The sequence below is a fragment of the Actinospineispora spinosispora DSM 44797 genome, assembly GCF_000429025.1.
GTDB lineage: Bacteria > Actinomycetota > Actinomycetes > Mycobacteriales > Pseudonocardiaceae > Pseudonocardia > Pseudonocardia spinosispora.
In genome coordinates this window covers 17196-36123 of the sequence record NZ_AUBB01000048.1, presented here as the reverse complement: position 1 = coordinate 36123, position 18928 = coordinate 17196, and the positions used below count along the sequence as shown (strand labels likewise).

Genomic DNA, 18928 nt, shown 5'->3' with positions numbered 1-18928 from the left:
ATAGAGTCCGGTCATGCGCGGATCAATTCTGGGAACCGAGGTCCGACGGGTCGAAGACCCCGAGCTGATCCAGGGCCAGGGCACCTATGTGGACAACCTCGACATTCCGGGTGCACTGCACCTCAGCTTCGTGCGGTCGCCGTTGGCGCACGCTCGGATCGACAGCATCGACGTAGAGGAAGCACTCGCCGCACCGGGCGTGCGTGCGGTGTACACGGCCGAGAACATGCAGCTGGAACCGCAGATCATGGCGATTCCGCTGAACCCGGCGTGCGCCCGACCACCGCTCGCGGTCGGCAAGGTGCGGTTCGTCGGTGACGTGGTGGCCGCGGTCGTCGCCGACACCAAGGCGCAGGCACAGGACGCGGCCGAGCTCGTGGTGATCGAGTACGACCCGCTGGACGCGGTCGTCGACCTCGAGGCGGCGCTGGCGCCGAACGCCCCGTTGCAGTTCGAGGAACTTGGCTCGAACCTGGCAGCGGGTGAGCGGGAGCCGGGCGACGAGGACCCCCTGGAGGGTTCCGACGTCGTGGTCCGGCTGACCATGCGCAACCAGCGCCTCGCCCCGATGCCGATGGAACCGCACGCCATGGCGGCGCTGCCGGGTGGCGTCGACGGAGCCGACCACGACGCGACCGTCTATGTGTCGACCCAGGCGGCGCACGGCTTCCACCAGGCCGTCGCGGGCGCCTGCGGCCTCGCGCCGGACCGGCTCCGGGTCATCGCGCCGCACGTCGGCGGTGGCTTCGGCGCCAAGATCGGCGCGCAGACCGAGCACGACGTGGTGCTCGCCGCCGCGCTGAAGCTCGGCAAGCCGGTCAAGTGGATCGAGACCCGCAGCGAGAACGCGGTCTGCATGGTGCAGGGTCGTGGCCAGCAGGAATGGGTCGAGCTCGGTCTCCGCAACGACGGCACGATCGTCGGCCTGCGACTGCACGTCATCGCGGACTGCGGCGCCTACGCCGGGTTCAACGGGTTCCTCGGCATCGTCTTCACCCGCATGATGGCGGCCGGGGTGTACCGCATCCCGAAGATCAGCTACACGGTCGCGGCGGCGTTGACCAACACGACACCGATGGGCGCGTTCCGGGGTGCCGGCCGCCCGGAGGCCGCCGAGCTGCTCGAACGCATCCTCGACATGGCCGCAGTCCGGTTGGACATCGACCCGGCGGAGCTGCGCAAGCGCAACTTCATCCAGCCCGACGAGTTCCCGCACACCACCGTGGTCGGGACCAAGTACGACAGCGGCGACTACGAGGCCCCGCTGCGCAAGGCCCTCGAACTCGCCGACTACCAGGCGCTGCGTGCCGAGCAGAAGCGGCGCAGGGAGTCCGGTGACCCCAAGCAGCTCGGTATCGGGCTCAGCGCGTACGTCGAGGTGACCGGCGCGGGCAACTTCACCGAGTACTCGGCCGTCGAGGTCCATTCCGACGGCGGCGCGACCGTGAAGGTCGGCACGTCCTCGCACGGCCAGGGACACGCGACCGCGTTCAGCATGATCGTGTCCGACAAACTGGGCATCCCGATGGACCGCATCGAGTTCGTCCAGTCCGACACCGCCACCGTGCCGCGTGGTGGCGGCACGATGGGCTCGCGGTCGCTGCAGATCGGCGGCAACGCGGTGAACCACGCCGCGGAGGTCGTGCTGCAGTCGGCGCGCGAGCTGGCCGCCGAGCTGCTCGAAGCCGGCGTGGACGACATCGAGGTCACCGACGACGGCGCTCTCGGTGTGGCGGGTGTGCCGGACCAGCGGATCGACTGGGCGACGCTGTCCAAGACGGCCACCGAGCGTGGCACGCCGCTCGGCACCGAACTCGACTGGGAGCAGACCGGCGGCTCGACCTTCCCGTTCGGCGCCCACCTGAGCCTCGTGGAGGTGGACACCGACACCGGCAAGGTCATCCCGCTCAAGCACTACGCGGTGGACGACTGCGGTCGCATCCTCAACCCGATGCTCGTGGCCGGCCAGCAGCACGGTGGACTGGCGCAGGGCATGTCCCAGGCGCTGTGGGAGCACTTCGTCTACGACGAGGAGGGCAACCCGCTCACCGCGTCGCTGACCGACTACACCATCCCGAGTGCTGTCGAGCTGCCCTGGTTCGACGTGAGCAACACCGAGACCCCGACGCCGTACAACCCGCTGGGCGCCAAGGGCATCGGTGAGTCCGCCACCGTGGGTGCGACGCCGGCCGTGCACAACGCGGTGGTCGACGCGCTGAGCCACCTCGGGGTGCGGCACATCGACATCCCGTGCACGCCGCAGGCGGTGTGGCGGGCGGTCCAGGAGGCCCGCTCGGGCGGCGCGGGTGAGCCGTGGCGCGAGCCCCCGGCGATCTTCGCGACCCTCCCGGAGCGCCAGGCCCCCGACCCCGACGCCGAGCCCCCGGGCGCCTGAAATCGTGAGTGGCAAGGACGTCTACCGCGAAGCGGCGCCGCAGGCGTAGGCGCTCGGAGCACTCGCGACACGCTTTTCGTCGTGAGTGTTCCGGGAGCCTATAGGCGCCCTTGCCACTCACGAGTCGACGGCGAAGCCGAGATGCCTTGGAGCCGGGCACGGGCCAAGCCGGGTACGGAGGACCGCACGCCGCGGCGGGCGGTCACTGGAAGAGGCGCTCCACCGTGGTCACCTTCAGGACCGCCGTTCCGGCCTTGTGGGAGGCCTCCAGGTCCACCTCGGCGCAGATGGCCCAGTCGTGGTGGTCCTCGGGGTCGTCCAGGATCTGGCGCACGTCCCAGCGGCCCGGGCCTTCGTCCACGATGAACAGGTCGGGGCCCCGTGAGTGGGCGTCGGTGCGGATCTCGTCGAACTCCTCCCAGTACGGCTCCAGCGCCAGGTGCCACTGGTCGGCGTCCCACACCCCGGACGGGTCCATCTCGCCCAGCTGGTCCCACTGCTTGCGCGACGCCAGCTGCACCCGGCGGAACATCGCGTTGCGGACCAGTACGCGCAGTGCCCTCGGGTTCGCCGTGACGGTGCTGTGCCCGGGGGGCTGCTCGGCCAGCTCGTCGGGGTTGGCCAGCTTCTCCCACTCGTCGATGAGGCTGGAGTCGACCTCTCTGACCAGCTCGCCCAGCAGCTCGATCAGGTCGGTCAGCTGTTCGGTCCTTGCCTCCTCGGGCACCGTCTGGCGCAGTGCCTTGTACGAGTCGGTGAGGTAGCGCAGCAGCAGACCCTCCGAGCGGGCCAGGCCGTAGTGGCCGACGTACTCGACGAAGGTCATTGCCCGTTCGTACAGGTCGCGGGCGATCGACTTGGGGGACAGCTCGGCGTCCGCCACCCAGGGATGACCGCGACGGTAGGTCTCCAGCGCGCCTTCCAGCAGCTCGGCGAGCGGCTGCGGGTAGGTGATCAGGTCGAGCTGTTCGTTGCGTTCCTCGAACTCGACGCCGTCGGCCTTCATCTCGGCGAGTGCGATCCGCCTGGCGACCGCCTTCTGGGCCTGCAGCACCTGCCTGGGGTTCTCCAGGGTCGCCTCGATGACCGACAGCACCTCTACCGGGTAGTCGGGTGACTCACGGTCCAGCAGCTCGATCGCCGCGAGGGCGAAGGGGGAGAGCGGCTGGTTGAGCGCGAAGTCCAGCTGCAGGTCGATCGTCACCTTGGCGCGGCGGCCGTCGGGATCCGGTTCGGGCAGCTGTTCGACCACACCACCGGCGAGCAGGCCGCGATAGATCGAGATGGCCCTGCGGATGTGCTTGAGCTGCGCGGGCCGGTCCTCGTGGTTGTCCTCCAGGAGGTGGCGCATGTTGGCCAGGGTGTCGCCGGGCTGGTTCAGCACGTTCAGGACCATCGCGTGGCTGACCGTGAAGCTCGACGCGAGTGGCTCCGGCTGGGACTCGATCAACCTGGTGAAGGTCGACTCGGTCCAGGACACCTCACCGTCCTTGGGCTTCTTGCGCACGACCTTGCGGCGCTTCTTCGCATCGTCACCGGCCTTGGCCAGTGCCTTCTCGTTCTGCACGACGTGGTCGGGTGCCTGCACCATGACGGTGCCCAGCGTGTCGTAGCCCGCGCGACCGGCGCGCCCGGCGATCTGGTGGAACTCTCGGGCGTTGAGGTGCCGGGTCCGGATGCCGTCGTACTTGGCCAGGCCGGTGAACACGACAGTCCGGATCGGGACGTTGATACCGACGCCGAGTGTGTCGGTGCCGCACACGACCTTCAGCAGGCCCGCCTGGGCCAGCCGCTCCACGAGACGGCGGTACTTGGGCAGCATGCCCGCGTGGTGCACCCCGATGCCGTGCCGGACCAGCCGGGACAGGGTACGGCCGAAGCCGGCCGAGAAGCGGAAGCCGCCGATGAGCTCGGCGATCCGGTCCTTCTCCGCCCGGGTACACACGTTGATGCTGGTCAGCGCCTGGGCGTGTTCGATCGCCGCGACCTGCGTGAAGTGCACGACGTACACCGGCGACTGGTTGGTGCTGAGCAGTTCCTCGACGGTCTCGTGCAGCGGGGTGAGCACGTAGGAGAACATCAGTGGCACCGGCCGCTCACCGGAGCTGACGACCGTGGTCGGCTGCAGTGTGCGGCGGGTCAGGTCCTCCTTGAACCGCGTGACGTCACCGAGCGTCGCGGACATGAGCAGGAACTGGGTGTGTGGCAGCTCGATGATCGGGACCTGCCAGGCCCAGCCGCGGTCCGGGTCGGCATAGAAGTGGAACTCGTCCATGACGACCTGGCCGACGTCCGAGGCAGGGCCATCGCGCAGCGCCATGTTGGCCAGGATCTCGGCCGTGCAGCAGATGATCGGCGCCTGCGCGTTGATGCTCGAGTCGCCGGTCATCATGCCGACCTTGTCGGCGCCGAACAGGTCGCACAGCGCAAAGAACTTCTCCGACACGAGCGCCTTGATCGGCGCGGTGTAGAAGCTGCGCACTCCCCGCGCGAGGGCGGCGAAGTGCGCGCCGGTCGCGACGAGGCTCTTGCCGGAACCGGTCGGGGTGCTGAGGATGACGTTGGCGCCCGAGACGATCTCGATGAGCGCCTCCTCCTGCGCCGGATACAGGTTCAGGCCCTGCGCGGTGGTCCAGAGGGTGAACGCGTCGTAGAGCGCGTCCGGATCGGCGGTGCCCGGGAGCTGTTCGGTGAGGGTCATGACGGTGTCGATGGTGCCTGCTCCGGATGGGGGAACCCCACCCGGGTGCTCAGGACGTGACGACGTCCTCCGAATCCAGAGTCGTAGAACCGGTGAACGCCAGGTCCGAGGGCCCGGCAAGCCTGGTCGGCTGGGTGCGGCCGCGCAGCGTGACCGCGTCGCCCAGTGTCCACCTGCTGGCCTCGGCACGTCCGGCGAGCGACACGGCGGCGGCGGAGGCGAGAATCCTGCCCGGAGCGGATTTCGCCAGCTCGGTGAGCCTGGCGGCCTCGTTCACCGGGTCTCCGATGACCGTGTACTCGTACCGCCGGATGTTGCCGACGTATCCCGCCACGGCGTCCCCGGCCGAGATGCCGATGCCGGCGAGCAGGTCCGGCACGTCGTCGGCGAGACGGGCGACCAGGTGCCGGCCGGCGGCGAGCGCCTGTCCGGCGGGGTCGGGGATCTCGTTCGGGGCGCCGAACACCGCGAGCGCCGCGTCGCCCTCGAACTTGTTGATCCACCCGCCGTTCGACTCGATCACCTCGACGACGACGCCGAAGAACTGGTTGAGCAGCGCCACCACCTCGGTCGGCGGACGCTCACCGGCGAGGGTCGTCGAGCCCACCAGGTCCACGAAGAGCACCGCGACCGAACGGACCTCGCCGCCGAGCCGGACCTCGGAGGCCTCGGCGGCCGCGCTGGCAACCTCCTGGCCGACCTGGCGACCGAACAGCTCGCGGATCCGTTCCCGCTCGCGCAGGCCCGCCGCCATCGTGTTGAACCCGGCTTGCAGCGCGCCCAGCTCGGTCACGTCGTACACCGGGACCGACGTGTGCATCCGGCCCTGCTCGATCTGCTGCATCGCTTTGCGCACGGCGCGCACCGGATCGGCGACGGCGCGCGCGGCTCCGACGGTGGTCAGAAAGCCGATGACCAAGGCCGCGCCACCGGCCACCAGCGAGGTGGTGGCGAGGAGCTCCACCGAGATGTCGGAGTAGATCAAGGCGGACAATCCGGCCATCATCAGGCCGCAGACGGGTGTCGCCGTGCCCAGCGCCCAGAACAGCACGGAACGGATGAGGACACCCGCGTGCAGCCGCATCCGGGGCGGCTTGCCGGCCAGCACCCTGGTCGCCGAGCGGCGCAGGATTCGTTCGGTGAGCAGATACGACAGCGCGCTGGAGGTGATTCCGACGATGAGCACGGTCTCGGCGATGGCGAGGCCGAGCCGGACCGAGAACTGGGCGTTCACGACGCCGAACAACACGGCGGCGGCGAACCAGAAGCTGCCTTGGAGAAACGCCAGCCGACGCGGGGCGTAGATCACCGCGAGCCGCTTCTGGTCGACGTCGTCGGGCGGCACCCGGAACTTCAGTGCACCGATCACGACGCACACCGGGATGCTCACCAGCAGGAAACCCGCGACGATCATCAGGTTGAACGTGAGAACCCCGCGCGGATCCGCGACATCGCCCTTGGGTAGCAGCCACGCCGCGTACGCCGTGACCGCGGCGCTGCTCAGGATGTTGCCGGCCACGATGACCGAGGACAGCAACAGTCGCACCGGAAGGTCGATCACGACCTTCCGGCGTGCAGTGCGCTCCGGTCTACCCATGACCAGGAAAACTCTACGCGAAACGGGTAACCGGATCGCGGCGGTCAGCCTCTGGCGACCGTTCCTGCCCCGACCGTGTTGTGGCGGACCGGGCCGTCGAGCCGCAGACCGCGACCGACCGCGCCGCCGGTGTTGACCGGGCGACGGACGTGTAGCACCGGCCACGCGGGCGTCGGTGGGAAGAACGCGCTCAGCTCGGCGCCGGGGACCAGACCGACCTTCGAGCAGGTCTGGACGAACGACTCGTACTGGTGAACGGCCTCGGACACGTTGCCGGCCGCGAGGTGGGCCTCGATGAGGTGGCGGCGAGCGTCCTCGCGCAGCGGCTCCGCGTCGACGACGAGGGCGCCGGCGCGGATCGCGCCCTGGTGCTGGCCGATGGCGGTGAACTGACAACACAGGGAGTCGAGCGCGTGCAGGCGGACCCGCTCGAACCGGTCCCGCTCCTGGCGGGCCCACGGCTCGGTCCACCCGGCGAGCAGATCGTGGCTGAGCAGCTCGACGAGCTCCTCGAGCGCCTCCGGTCGCGCGCCGAACGGATCGCGCTGCCACCCGCGAAGGCGCGCCAACGCGTCGGCCAGGTCGACCTCGACGGTCTTGGCCAGGCCGAGGAGCTGGTCGTTCTCCTCGACGAGCTCGGCGAGGGAGTCACGGACCCCGGCCAGCGTGCCCAGCGCGGTGTCCCTCGGGAGAGTCGGCCACAGCAGCGCGGCCAGCTCACTCTTGGTGCGCGGCGCGGGTGCGACGGCGAGCGCGGCGAGCAGCCTGCGTTCGTCGGCGGCCAGTAGTGGGGCGGTATCAGCGCCGACGTCGAACCGCAGCTCGAAGTTGCCGAGCACTCGCAGTCGAGCCCGGCACGCCGTCGCGCCGGAGCATGGCTGAATTCCTGACATTTTCCTTTTCCCCACATTTCGGTCGGCGCGATCAGCCGGAAGGATGTGAGCCCCCGGATGACAACACCGACTGCGATGATCATGTATGCCGACGCTCATGGACGCCTGAGGGCGCGGATCGGCCCTCATAGTCTTCCCGCTGTGCACGACGCTGCCTAGGTCCGTTTCGGGAAACATCTTCGCCCATTAGTGCCGGAGGCCCGACAAGGGCCCCGTGGTGGTACGCCCGGCGTCGGCCGGACCGGTCGTTCAGTCTCGTGTGGCGTGCAGCCGCACGTGCGTCCCGTAGCTGTCGGTCCACACATGTAGCAGGTCACAGAGCTGTCGAGCGATCCACATGCCCCGGCCGCGCAAGCTGCTGGGGTGCGGAGGCCGAAGCCCTGGCAACGGCTCGTCGAGCGAGCCCGTGTCGTGAACTTCACAGATCAACTGGCCGTCCTGCTGCCATAACTGGAGCAGGCCGATGCCGTATCCGTGCTCGACCGCGTTGCTCGCGGCCTCGTTGACCGCGAGGACGAAGTCGTCGGCGCGGTCGGTGCCCAGTCCCGCCGTCACCGTCGCCTCGGTCACCATCGTGCGGAGGTCGATCAGCTGCCACGGGCTGAACGTCATCTCCTTGTGCGGTTTGCCGAGGCTCACCGGAGCCGACACCGGGTGCATGGCCAGCACGTCGACCGGTGACCGGCAGTCGGTGTTCTCGCGGACCGTGCCGTCCTGGTCGACCAGGTACGCGTGGTTCCAGCGCAGTGCGTCGGCCTGTGGCCCCAGGCCGGTCGGGTAGAGACACGTCATCGAGATCGGCAACGTGCTGAGCGCGACGTTCATCGCCGCGTCCGCCTCGACCCATGCGGTCGCGTTGATCCCCGGCCGGTACTGGTGGTGCTCGGAGATCACCGAGATCGGGCCGGCCCAGTCGGTCAGCTCCCGCAGCTCACGGGCGCGCTGGGTGACCACGGCCTGGCCGGAGCCGCGCAACAGCGGTTCCGGCGGCGGCAGGTGGATCAGCCCGGAGGCTCCGTTGAGCACCTGGCGCAACCGGGCCTCGGTGGGTGAGGACGCGATCAATGCGACCGGAACGTCCCGGCGCAGGGCGTCCTCGACGACCGGAACCGCCACCGCCAGCAGTTCGTCGTGCGACGCGTAGAACGCCGCCCGATGGATGAACTGGCTGGGCAGCGAATTCCTGGTGTTCTCGACTCTCACTCTGTCGCCTCGATCGGCCCCGCTGGGGCCGTCTCGGTGTTCAGAGGTGTGTCACGCAGGGTGAGCTGCGTGGTGAATGCGGCGCCGCAGCGATCGAGCACGCGCCGGACCAGCGGCTGGACGCCGTAGAGCACGAGCTGGTGGCTCTGCGGAAAGCTCTCGGCGGCCTGGACGAACTGCACTATCGTCGTGACGTCGGCGAAGCGCAGCGACTCGAGATGGATCGCGATCTGACCGTCGTGCTTGAGGGCACGAAGAGCCCGGTCCAGCTCCTTCTCGATGATCCCGCGGACGAGGTGTCGGTTGCTGAAGTCGATCTCACCGGAGACGCGGGTGCTGAACGGTGCCATCCGCGTGATCCGCAGGAGACCGTCGTCGTAGATGGCCGGCGTAATCACCTCGATCGCGTGCAATTCACACAGCTCACTCAACTCCGCTGTCGACCAGTCGGTCCGCTCGTACTGGCAGAGCAAGGTGACTGGGTTGCCCTGCATCGCGCCGTGGACAGCGCGATCGTACTCGGCCAGCGAGATGCCGCGCGGGCGGTTCACCGCCGTGGCGGGTTCGTCGCTCAGCCGCACGCTGGGGTATCCCTCGGCGAGCGCGTCGCCGATCGTCTCGCCGAGCAGGGCGAGCACCTCGGGAACCGACATGGACCACAACTTGTCGGTCATCTCGGGCGGTATCAGTGAGAGCTGGCCGGTGCGCAGGTACCGCTCCACGTCGACGTTGTCCTCGCGCAGCCGGCGGAGCAGGGGCGTCGCCGACCGTGCGCTGTCGAAATAGACGATCTTCTCGCGGCGCCGCAGGCCGGAGGCGACGAAGCCCGCCGCGACTTCCCAGTGTTGCTCGTCGCTGTCCAGGACGGCGCACACGTGATCGCCCAGAGCGATCTCGTCGAGCGTCTTCGCCACGGACAACTGCCACCCCACCCACACTTGTTACACATTCCCGCCCCGACGCACACTCTATGTGAGTATCGGTAAGTTCATGCCTTCAACGAAGATGGACGGCCTGATTAGAGCGCCGAGCGGACGCTCGGTCGAAGTTCTGTCGAATAAAGGTTCCTGATCCGCTTATCCAGACCTGCATCACGGTGGACAACTGGCGAGCCATCCAGAGCCCGCGGCCGCGGGCGCCGCGCGGATCGGGCGGGCAAAGTCCCAGGTGAGGATCGGCGAGGACACCCGAATCGTGGATCTCGACGGCCAATTCGCCCATGCCGGCCCACAGTCGTACCGTGCCCCTGCCGGCTCCGTGTTCGACACTGTTCGTGGTGACTTCACCGAGTGCGAGGACGAATGACTCGGTCAGGTCCGAATCGAGCTGACACCAATGGGCGAAGCGTGTCGCTTCGGCGCGTACATCGCGCAGTTCGGCGAGGCCGAATTCCAGCGTGAGGTCAGGGGGAGTAGGCATCGGCGGCGCCGGAGCGGCGAGTGTCCGCCGGTGCCGTCGTGCGCTGGGGCGCTCCGCTCGATGTGAGCTGGTACGCAGGACCGTGACCGGCAGGTCGGCGAGCGCGATGTCGGTCGCCCTGACCAGCTCGGCCCAGAAGGCGGCCGGCCGCTCGGCGCCGTCGACGATGCAGTCGACCTGTTCGAACACCGTGCGTGGGCCGAGCGAGCCCAGTTCGGCGAACTCTCTGCGTCGCGCGACCGCGATGCTCTGCGCCGAGTAGCAGCCGTACACCTCGGTCGGGTCACGGAAGGTCACGTGCCGGGCCGAGTCGCCGAGGCGGCGGCGAAGGCCGGCCTCGGCTTCCGGTTCGAGAACGGTCTCGACCTGCTCCGCTCTGCTCAGCGCGTCCCGCACCCTCGGCGTGAGCTCAGCGAGCAGCTCCGCCGTGGTGTGGTGCGGTACGGCCTCGTGGCGTAGGCCGACCTGGGTCGCTGTCATGGACTCGTAGCTACCCCGGACGCGACCAGGTCAACCGCGGATGACGAATTCCCAAAGATATAACACTCGTTCGGGCGCCTGAGTCTCTGCTGAGACACCTGAACGGGACAAGGAGCGGGCGAGTGTCCCTACACCCGGTGACCATGTCATTGTCGTGGCCGTGGATTCTTGGCGTCTTGTCGAACGCGAGCTGGATCTCGAGCGATTGGCGCAGAGCGAATCGCTGTTCGCCCTGTCCAACGGCCATATCGGTTTACGCGGCAACCTCGACGAGGGTGAGCCGCACTCGCTACCCGGCAGTTACCTGAACTCGTTGTACGAGCTGCGACCGCTGCCGTATGCCGAGGCGGGATACGGCTATCCCGAGTCCGGGCAGAGCGTCATCAACGTGACCAACGGCAAACCGATCAGGATGCTGGTCGACGACGAGCCGTTCGACGTGCGCTACGGCGAGCTGCACCGTCACGAGCGGGTGCTGGACTTCCGCGACGGCGTCCTGCGCCGCGACCTGGAGTGGACCAGCCCCGCCGGGCGCCGGGTGGCGGTCAAGTCCACCAGGCTGGTGTCCTTCGTGCAGCGCTCGGTGGTGGCCATCCAGTACGAGGTCACCCCGGTGGACGAGCCGGTCCGCATCGTCCTGCAGTCGGAGCTGATCGCGAACGAGCAGCTGCCGTCCGCCGGCAACGACCCTCGGGTGGCGGCAGTGATGGAGGCGCCGCTGGAGGAGGAAGAGGTCGAGTCGAACCACAGCAGCGCGACGCTGGTGCACCGCACCCGGCGCAGCGGGCTGCGGATGGCGGCGATGATGGACCACCAGTGGGACGGCGACGACGACGTACTGGTCACCGTCAACTGCTACCAGGACCTCGGTCGCGTCACCCTGAGCACGACGCTCGACCCCGGCCAGACCTTCCGGTTGACGAAGCTGGTCGGCTACGGCTGGTCGAGCAGGCGCTCGCGCCCCGCGCTGCGCAGCCAGGTGTCCGCGGCGGTCACCGCCGCGAAGCACACCGGTTTCGATGGGCTGTGCGCCGAGCAGCGGGAGTATCTCGACGACTTCTGGGCCCGCGCGGACGTGCAGCTCGACGGTGACGAGAGGCTGCAGCAGGCCATCCGGTTCTCGCTGTTCCACGTGCTGCAGGCGGGCGCGCGGGCCGAGCAGCGCGCCATCCCGGCCAAGGGCCTCACCGGCTCCGGGTACGACGGGCACACGTTCTGGGACACCGAGACGTTCCTGCTGCCGGTCCTGACCTACACCGCGCCCAGGGCGGCTCGCGACGCGTTGCGCTGGCGGCACAGCACTCTGGACTTGGCCAGGGAACGCGCGACGCAGCTGGGGCACCCCGGCGCGACCTTCCCCTGGCGCACCATCAGAGGCCAGGAATGCTCGGCGTACTGGCCTGCCGGTACCGCCGCCTACCACATCAACGCCGACGTCTCCGACGCCGTGCTGCGCTACGTCCACGCCACCGGCGACCTGGAGTTCGAACGCGAGTACGGCCTGGAGATCCTCGTCGAGACCGCCCGGCTGTGGGTATCGCTCGGGCACTCCGACGCGGCCGGGAAGTTCAGGATCGACGGGGTGACCGGCCCCGACGAGTACTCGGCGATCACCGACAACAACGTCTACACGAACCTGATGGCGCAGCGGAACCTGCGCGGCGCGGTGAATGTCGTCGCCGCGCACCCGGAGAAAGCCGCCGAGCTGGGCGTCGCGACCGCCGAGGTACAGCGCTGGCGCAGGGCGGCCGAGTCCATGTACGTGCCCTACGACGAGCGTCTGGGCGTGCACCCGCAGGCCACCGGGTTCACCGACCACGAACGCTGGGACTTCGAGAACACCCCCGCCTCGCACTACCCGCTGCTGCTGAACTACCCCTACGGCGACATCTACCGCCGGCAGGTGATCAAACAGGCCGACCTGGTCCTGGCCATGCACCTGCGCGGTGACGCGTTCACTCCCGAGCAGAAGACCCGCAACTTCGCCTACTACGAGGCGCTCACCGTCCGCGACTCGTCGCTGTCGGCGTGCACCCAGGCCGTGCTCGCCGCCGAGATCGGCCACATGCGCCTCGCGCAGGACTACCTGAGCGAGGTGGCGCTCACCGACCTGGACGACCTGCACCACAACACCGGCAGCGGCCTGCACATGGCCAACCTGGCCGGCGTGTGGCTGGGGCTGGTCGCGGGCTTCGGCGGTATGCGCGACCACGACGGTTCGCTCACGTTCGCGCCTCGCCTGGCCCCGGACTGGACCCGGTTGCGGTTCGGGATGATCTGGCGTGGACGACTGCTGCGGGTCGAGATCACGCAGGACTCGGCAACGTATGAGCTCGCCGAGGGGGAGCCGCTCACGACTCGACATCACGGCGAGGAGATCACGGTCGAGGCCGGGAAGGCGATCACCGTGAAGATTCCACCGGCGGTGACGCCGGTGCCGGTGAACCAGCCGCCCGGGAGGCCTCCTCTGGTCGGGGATCCGAATCCCTGGTTCAGCTGATCTTTGCTCTGGTCATGCCCGCTGGCTCGTCCAGTGTGCGTCCCCGCTGGCTTTCAGTGTGCTTGGCGTGGCCGCCCGCTCTCCACCCCCGGCTGGCGCCGGCCTCGCGCAGGCTCCTGGTTGCACGTAGTTCGGGGGCGAGGTTTCAGGGTTGACAGCGGGCGGCCACGCCAAGTGCTTAGCCAGGATCGCGGGGAAGGGGCAGGTGTGCGTGCATGCCGTAGGTGGTGGCGGGCCGATGGCGCTTCTTTGCGCATTGGGCTGCGCCCTCGCGCGATCACGTAGCCCCAGGAGTCTCTGTGGTTACTTTGGTGCCGCCTCGCAGAGCTTCGTGTTGCGTCGCAGATGTTGGAACATCTGCGACGCAACACGTAGCTCTGCGAAGTCGCCCCGAGTGTTACGCGTGCGATAGATGGGGTGATCTTGGAGCCCCCGGGCACGCGCACTCAACGAGCGTGGTGCACCCGGAGACCGTGGGGGGGCGCGGCGCAGCCGTGACCAACACAAGCGCCGCAGGGCGTCCCCTTCCCCCGCGATACTGGCCGGCACTTGGCGTGGCCAGGATCGCGGGGAAGGGGGTGGTGTGCGTGCATGCCGCAGGTGGCTGCGCCCCACGCGATCACGCAGTCCCAGGAGTCTCTGTGGCTACTTTGGCCCCACCTCGCAGAGCTACGTGTTGCGTCGCAGATGTTGGAACATGTGCGACGCAACCTGAGCCTCTGCGAAGTCGCCCCAGGCGTTACGCGTGTGACAAATGGGGTGATCTTGGGCGCACCGGGCACGCGCACACAACGAGCGCGGTGCACCCGGAGACCGTGAGCGGGGCGCGGCGCAGCCGTGACCAACACAAGCGCCGCGCAGCTCCCCCATCCCCGCGATACTGGCCGGCACTTGGCGTGGCGGGTCGGGGTCAACCCTGAAACCTCGCCCCCGAGCCCGTGCAACCAGGAACCCGCGCGAGGCCGGCGTCAGCCGGGGGTTGAGGCCGGCCCGCCACGCCAAGCACACTGACGCGCCAGCGGGGATTGAAACCTCACACGATGCTCGGAATGATCGCATCGATCAGATGAGGCCCGGGCGACGCGAGCGCATCCCGCAACGCGTCAGCGAACTCCGACGCTGTGGTCGCACGCACAGCCGGAACCCCCATCCCGGTCGCCAGCGACACGAAGTCGAGCGACGGGTTGCTCAGATCCAGGAGCTGAGAGGCCTTGGGTCCGGGCTTCCCGTCGGATTCGGCCCCGACGCGCTGCAGCTCCATTCGCAGGATCGCGTACGCGCTGTTGTTGAAGATGATGGTCGTGATGTCCAGGTTCTCCCTGGCGTGCGTCCACAGCGCCGAGATCGTGTACATCGCGGACCCGTCCGCCTCCAGGCAGAGAACCGGACGATCGGGCGCCGCGACGGCGGCCCCGGTGGCGGCCGGTAGGCCGTAGCCGATCGCGCCGCCGGTGAGGGTGAGCCAGTCGTGGCGGGGTGCGCCCTCGGTTGCGGCGGGCAGCATGAAGCTGGACGTGTTGGCCTCGTCGACGACGATCGCCCGCTCGGGCAGCAACGCGCCGATGACGGCGGCCATGCTCTCCGCGGTCAGCTCGCCGGTGGGCAGCTCCGGACGATGCGGGGCCGCCGTGGTCGCGGTCGTCCCGGGAGCGATCTCCTCGGCGAGCGCGGACAACGCCGAGGTGGCGTCGGCGGTCGGCTCGGCGAGCACGTGGACCTCGCAGCCCTCGGGTACCAGGTCGCTGGGTTTGCCCGGGTACGCGAAGAACGTCACCGGTGACCTGGCGCCGGCCAGCACCAGGTGCTTCGCGCCGTCCAGCTGGTAGCTGGCCATCTCGGCGAGGTAGCCGAGCCTGGCGACCACCGGGAGGCCCGCGCCGCGCTCCAGACGGGTCGGGAAGGTCTCGCACAGGAGTGTGGCTCCCGCTGCCTCGGCGATCCTGGCCGCGGCGCTCAGACCCGGTTCCCTGGTCGCGTCGCCGCCGATCAGGATGACGGTGTGTTCGCCGGACCGCAGCGCTTTCGCGGCCGAGGTCACGGCGTCCTGGACCGCCGTGCCGGTCTCGGCAGGGGCGGGCTCGGGCGTCGGTGCCGGCTGTGCGCCGTCGCCCCAGGATACGTCGGCGGGCAGCATGAGCGTCGCGACCTGGCCGGGGGCCGCGGTGGCCGCCGCGACGGCGGCCGCGGTGTCGGCGGCGACGTCGGCGACCCGCTCGGTGCGCCGGACCCAGCCCGAGACGCTGCCCGCCAGTGCGTCGATGTCGGATTCGAGCGGTGCGTCGTACTGCTTGTGGTACGTGGCGTGATCACCCACGACGGTGACGATCGGGACGTGGGCGCGCCTGGCGTTGTGCAGGTTGGCCAGCCCGTTGCCCAGCCCGGGGCCCAGGTGCAGCAGCACGGCCGCGGGCCTGCCGGCGATCCGTGCGTACCCGTCGGCCGCGCCGGTCGCCACACCCTCGAACAGGGTCAGCACGCCGCGCATCTGCGGCACCGAGTCCAGGGCGGCGACGAAGTGCATCTCCGACGTCCCGGGGTTGGCGAAGCACACGTCCACGCCGCCGTCCACCAGCGTGTTGATCAGTGCCTGCGCGCCGTTCATCCAGTGTCCTCCATCGTCGGGCCTCACGCTTCGAGCAGCACGCCGGGGTTGAGGATCCCCTCGGGGTCGAAAGCTCGTTTGACGCGGCGCATCAGTTCGATCGTCGTCGGGTCGGTCAGCTCCAGGAAGTACCGCTTCTTGGACCGCCCGATGCCGTGCTCGCCGGAGATCAACCCGCCGAGCTTCATGCTGGCCTCGAACAGCTCGCGCAGCAACACCGAACGCACCTCGTCGTCCGGTTGGAACACCGAAAGGTGGACGTTGCCGTCGCCCGCGTGGCCACAGCCGAGCACGGTCGAACCGTGCCGCTGCGCGATCTCTGTGGAGAGTCTCAGGAACTCGGGGATCGACGCCCTCGGGACGACGACGTCGATGATGTCGTTCGCACCGACCGCCTTCGCGGTCCAGAACGCCTTCTCCCTCGCCTCGACGAGCCGTCGCGCCGAGTGCCCCGGCAGGACGTAGAGATCGACGGCGCCGAGCTCGGTGAGCAGCTCGCCCAGCTGCTGGGTGTCCTGCTCGACCCGATCCTGGTGCTGGTCCTCCAGCATGACCAGCAGATAGGCCTGCGCGCTCTCCCGGATCTCCGCCGGAATGCCGAGGTCGAGCTGCTGTGCGTGGGTGATCGCGGCCATCGTCAGTGCGTCGATGTACTCCAGGATCAAGGGGCCGACGCCGCTCGTGACGACCTTCGGCACGGCGTGGGCGACCTCGTCGACAGTGCGGAACGGCGCGAGCACGGTCGCCTGGTGCGCCGCCCTCGGATACAGCCGCAGCGTCGCCTCGGTGACCAGCGCCAACGTGCCTTCCGAACCGATGATCAGCTGGGTGAGGTCGTAGCCGGTGCTCGCCTTCGCCAGCTTGCCGCCGGTCCGGATCACCTCGCCGGTCGCCAATACGGCCTCCAGCCCCAGCACCTGGCTGCGGGTGACGCCGTAGCGGACCGCGCGCATCCCACCCGCGTTGGTGGCGACGTTCCCGCCGAGGCTCGAGCTCAGCTCGCCCGGATAGACCGGGTAGGCCAGGCCGTGCTCCGCTGTCGCCTCCTCGAGCTCGAGCAGTGTGACGCCGGGCTGGACGACCGCGACGTGGTTCTCCACGTCGATCTCCAGCACCCGGTTCATCCGCTCGAACGACACGACGACACCGCCGGGCTCCGGGATGGCGGCGCCGGACAGACCGCTGCCGCTCCCGCGCGCCGTCACCGGGACACCGTGGGCGGACGCGACGCGCAGCACCCCCGAGACCTCGGCGGAGCTGGTCGGCCGGACGACCGCGAGCGGTGGCCTCGGCAGCTGGGACAGCGCCTCGTCGTGGCCGTAGTCCTCGCCGATCCGGTCGCCGGTGAGGATCTGGTCCTGACCGACCACCTCGCCCAGTGCCGCGATGACGTCGTTGCTCATCGCCGTCCTCCTCGCTCGCCCCGAGTGGAACCTACTGCCGGGTAGGAATCCGACCCTACCCGGTCAGCCTGCCGTGTTGGCCCGCATCACGACGTCGGTCGGGGGAGCGGAGCGCAGCGTCTGCAGCACCACGCAGTACCGCTCGGTGAGCTTCAGCAGGGTGGCCTGTTCCTCCTCGGAGGCGGAGGTGTCCAGGTCGAAGGTCATGCGGATGTCGCGGAACCCGACCGGAGCGTCCTTCGCCACCCCGAGCGTGCCCCGGAAGTCCAGGTCGCCCTCCGCGTGCACCCGGCCGGACACCTCGAGCCCGAGCGAGGTCGCCACGGCGCGCAGCGTCACACCGGCACAGGCGACGAGCGCCTCGAGCAGCATGTCGCCGGAGCACAGCTGGGTGCCGTCCCCACCGGTGGCCGGATGCAGCCCGGCCTCGGCGAGCGCGGTCGCGGTCTGCACCCGACAGGCGATCCCCGTGCCGTCGAGCTCCCCATCGGCCTTCAGCGTGACGACGGCACTGGTGGGCTCTTCGCGGTACTGGGCCTTGAGCGGCCCCTGAACTTCCCTGAGCTTCGCGGAATCCATGGACTCGAGTCTGCATCAGAAATTGAGCTCGCACAGACCGAGTACACGCCGCACAGAGGCTCGAGCCTCTGTGCGGCGTGTACTCGGTCTGTGTCAGCGGGCCGGTGGTGTGGGGCGGGCTACGCTCAGGCCGTGGTTGGGGACGAACGGGTCTGGACCGTGCCGAACGCATTGAGCATGCTTCGGCTCGCGGGTGTGCCGTTGTTCCTGTGGTTGCTGCTCGGGCCGCACGCGGACGGGTACGCCGTGCTGGTGCTCATGGTCGCCGGCTTCACCGACTGGCTGGACGGCAAGGCGGCCCGCTGGCTCGACCAGTACAGCAAGCTCGGTGAGATGCTCGACCCCGCCGCGGACCGCCTGTACATCCTCGCCACGCTCGCCGCGTTCCTGATCCGGGGGATCGTGCCGTGGTGGGTCGTGGCGGCCCTCGTAGGCCGTGACGTGGTGCTCGCGGTGTGCGTGGGAATCCTGCGACGGCGGGGCTATCGGCCGTTCGAGGTGACCTATCTGGGTAAGGCCGCGACCTTCAACCTGCTGTACGCGTTCCCGCTGTTGCTGCTGGCACAGGGCCGGTCGGGACTCGCGGCGATCGCGCTTCCGCTGGGGTACGCCTTCACTGCCTGGGGCGGCGCGCTGTACCTGTGGTCGGCGTTCGTCTACCTCGTGCAGTTCGCGCGGGCGATGCGCCGACCGGTGCCAGCCCCGTCCGACGACCTCGATAGGCTAACCGGGTGATCCCAGAGGACTTGCGCTACACCGATGCCCACGAGTGGGTCCGAGTCACCGCTGATGACGTGGTTCGGGTGGGCATCACCGACTACGCCCAGCGTCAGCTCGGTGATGTGGTGTTCGTGGAGCTTCCTGAGGTCGGTCAACGGATCGTCGTGGGAGTCGCGGTGGGCGAGGTCGAGTCGACCAAGTCCGTCTCCGAGCTCTTCGCGCCCCTGAGCGGCGAGGTGGTCGCGGCCAACGAGGCACTGGCCGACCAACCCGAGCTGGTCAACGCGGAGCCCTACGGCGTCGGCTGGATGTTCGAGCTGCGGCTCGACGAGCCGGTGGAGCAGAGCCTCGAAGGTCTGCTCGACGCCTCCGGTTACCGCTCGCTGACCGACCAGTCCTGACCAAGAGGCCGCGCGGTACGTTGGGGGCAACCCCA

Annotated in this window: 13 protein-coding genes; 4 read left to right on the top strand and 9 right to left on the bottom strand. The window is 69.1% G+C overall.

Translation table 11 applies throughout. From position 1 onward, the window contains the following. Positions 1 to 13 precede the first annotated feature (13 nt). Positions 14 to 2395 (top strand): xanthine dehydrogenase family protein molybdopterin-binding subunit, encoded by a 2382-nt coding sequence (locus G406_RS0120425; RefSeq protein ID WP_028935251.1) that lies wholly within the window; start codon positions 14 to 16, stop codon positions 2393 to 2395. 202 nt (positions 2396 to 2597) lie between these two features. On the opposite strand, the gene G406_RS0120420 is transcribed toward G406_RS0120425, so the two are convergent. From G406_RS0120420 to G406_RS54230, 6 genes are all read right to left on the bottom strand, one after another. Next, positions 2598 to 5096, bottom strand: a complete 2499-nt coding sequence (locus G406_RS0120420; RefSeq protein WP_028935250.1) for a DEAD/DEAH box helicase — start codon at positions 5094 to 5096, stop codon at positions 2598 to 2600. A 49-nt stretch (positions 5097 to 5145) separates the two neighbouring features. Further along, positions 5146 to 6693 (bottom strand): adenylate/guanylate cyclase domain-containing protein, encoded by a 1548-nt coding sequence (locus tag G406_RS48370; protein WP_051342415.1) that lies wholly within the window; start codon positions 6691 to 6693, stop codon positions 5146 to 5148. Positions 6694 to 6737: 44 nt separating this feature from the next. Then, the gene (locus G406_RS0120410; protein ID WP_169736744.1) at positions 6738 to 7586 is read right to left on the bottom strand and encodes an AfsR/SARP family transcriptional regulator; all 849 of its coding nucleotides are present in this window, start codon (positions 7584 to 7586) and stop codon (positions 6738 to 6740) included. Between the two features lie 249 nt (positions 7587 to 7835). Beyond that, the gene (locus G406_RS54235) at positions 7836 to 8789 is read right to left on the bottom strand and encodes an anti-sigma factor RsbA family regulatory protein (protein WP_028935248.1); all 954 of its coding nucleotides are present in this window, start codon (positions 8787 to 8789) and stop codon (positions 7836 to 7838) included. Further along, entirely contained in the window at positions 8786 to 9721 is a 936-nt protein-coding gene (locus G406_RS48360; RefSeq protein WP_169736743.1) for an MEDS domain-containing protein, read from the bottom strand. Before G406_RS48360 ends, G406_RS54235 begins: the two co-directional genes overlap by 4 nt. Positions 9722 to 9785: 64 nt before the next feature. Continuing rightward, positions 9786 to 10688 carry an ATP-binding protein gene (locus tag G406_RS54230; protein WP_028935247.1) on the bottom strand — a complete coding sequence of 301 codons (903 nt, stop codon included), beginning with the start codon at positions 10686 to 10688 and terminating at the stop codon, positions 9786 to 9788. A 160-nt stretch (positions 10689 to 10848) separates the two neighbouring features. Between G406_RS54230 and G406_RS0120390 the strand changes: the two genes are divergently transcribed. Next, positions 10849 to 13188, top strand: a complete 2340-nt coding sequence (locus G406_RS0120390) for a glycoside hydrolase family 65 protein (RefSeq protein ID WP_245607175.1) — start codon at positions 10849 to 10851, stop codon at positions 13186 to 13188. A gap of 1033 nt (positions 13189 to 14221) precedes the next feature. On the opposite strand, the gene G406_RS0120385 is transcribed toward G406_RS0120390, so the two are convergent. The 3 genes from G406_RS0120385 to G406_RS0120375 all read right to left on the bottom strand — a co-directional run bounded on the left by G406_RS0120385 (position 14222) and on the right by G406_RS0120375 (position 17772). Beyond that, a complete protein-coding gene (locus G406_RS0120385; protein WP_028935245.1) occupies positions 14222 to 15790 on the bottom strand; it encodes an acetolactate synthase large subunit in 1569 nt (522 codons plus the stop codon). A gap of 23 nt (positions 15791 to 15813) precedes the next feature. Continuing rightward, positions 15814 to 17193, bottom strand: coding sequence for an FAD-binding oxidoreductase (locus G406_RS0120380; protein ID WP_037077574.1), 1380 nt, complete (start codon positions 17191 to 17193; stop codon positions 15814 to 15816). A gap of 63 nt (positions 17194 to 17256) precedes the next feature. Next, positions 17257 to 17772, bottom strand: coding sequence for an OsmC family protein (locus G406_RS0120375; RefSeq protein WP_028935243.1), 516 nt, complete (start codon positions 17770 to 17772; stop codon positions 17257 to 17259). 132 nt (positions 17773 to 17904) lie between these two features. On the opposite strand from G406_RS0120375, the gene clsA reads away from it, so the two are divergent. Both clsA and gcvH read left to right on the top strand, forming a co-directional pair. Beyond that, a complete protein-coding gene (clsA, locus tag G406_RS48350; RefSeq protein WP_037077572.1) occupies positions 17905 to 18507 on the top strand; it encodes a cardiolipin synthase ClsA in 603 nt (200 codons plus the stop codon). Further along, a complete protein-coding gene (gcvH, locus tag G406_RS0120365; protein ID WP_028935242.1) occupies positions 18504 to 18893 on the top strand; it encodes a glycine cleavage system protein GcvH in 390 nt (129 codons plus the stop codon). Before clsA ends, gcvH begins: the two co-directional genes overlap by 4 nt. Positions 18894 to 18928: the final 35 nt, after the last annotated feature.

Excerpts from the sequence above, each read along its gene's own strand:
- G406_RS0120425 (WP_028935251.1), top strand. The coding sequence starts at position 14 with ATGCGCGGATCAATTCTGGGAACCGAGGTCCGACGGGTCGAAGACCCC.
- G406_RS0120420 (WP_028935250.1), bottom strand. The coding sequence starts at position 5,096 with ATGACCCTCACCGAACAGCTCCCGGGCACCGCCGATCCGGACGCGCTC.
- G406_RS48370 (WP_051342415.1), bottom strand. The coding sequence starts at position 6,693 with ATGGGTAGACCGGAGCGCACTGCACGCCGGAAGGTCGTGATCGACCTT.
- G406_RS0120410 (WP_169736744.1), bottom strand. The coding sequence starts at position 7,586 with ATGTCAGGAATTCAGCCATGCTCCGGCGCGACGGCGTGCCGGGCTCGA.
- G406_RS54230 (WP_028935247.1), bottom strand. The coding sequence starts at position 10,688 with ATGACAGCGACCCAGGTCGGCCTACGCCACGAGGCCGTACCGCACCAC.
- G406_RS0120385 (WP_028935245.1), bottom strand. The coding sequence starts at position 15,790 with ATGAACGGCGCGCAGGCACTGATCAACACGCTGGTGGACGGCGGCGTG.
- G406_RS0120380 (WP_037077574.1), bottom strand. The coding sequence starts at position 17,193 with ATGAGCAACGACGTCATCGCGGCACTGGGCGAGGTGGTCGGTCAGGAC.
- G406_RS0120375 (WP_028935243.1), bottom strand. The coding sequence starts at position 17,772 with ATGGATTCCGCGAAGCTCAGGGAAGTTCAGGGGCCGCTCAAGGCCCAG.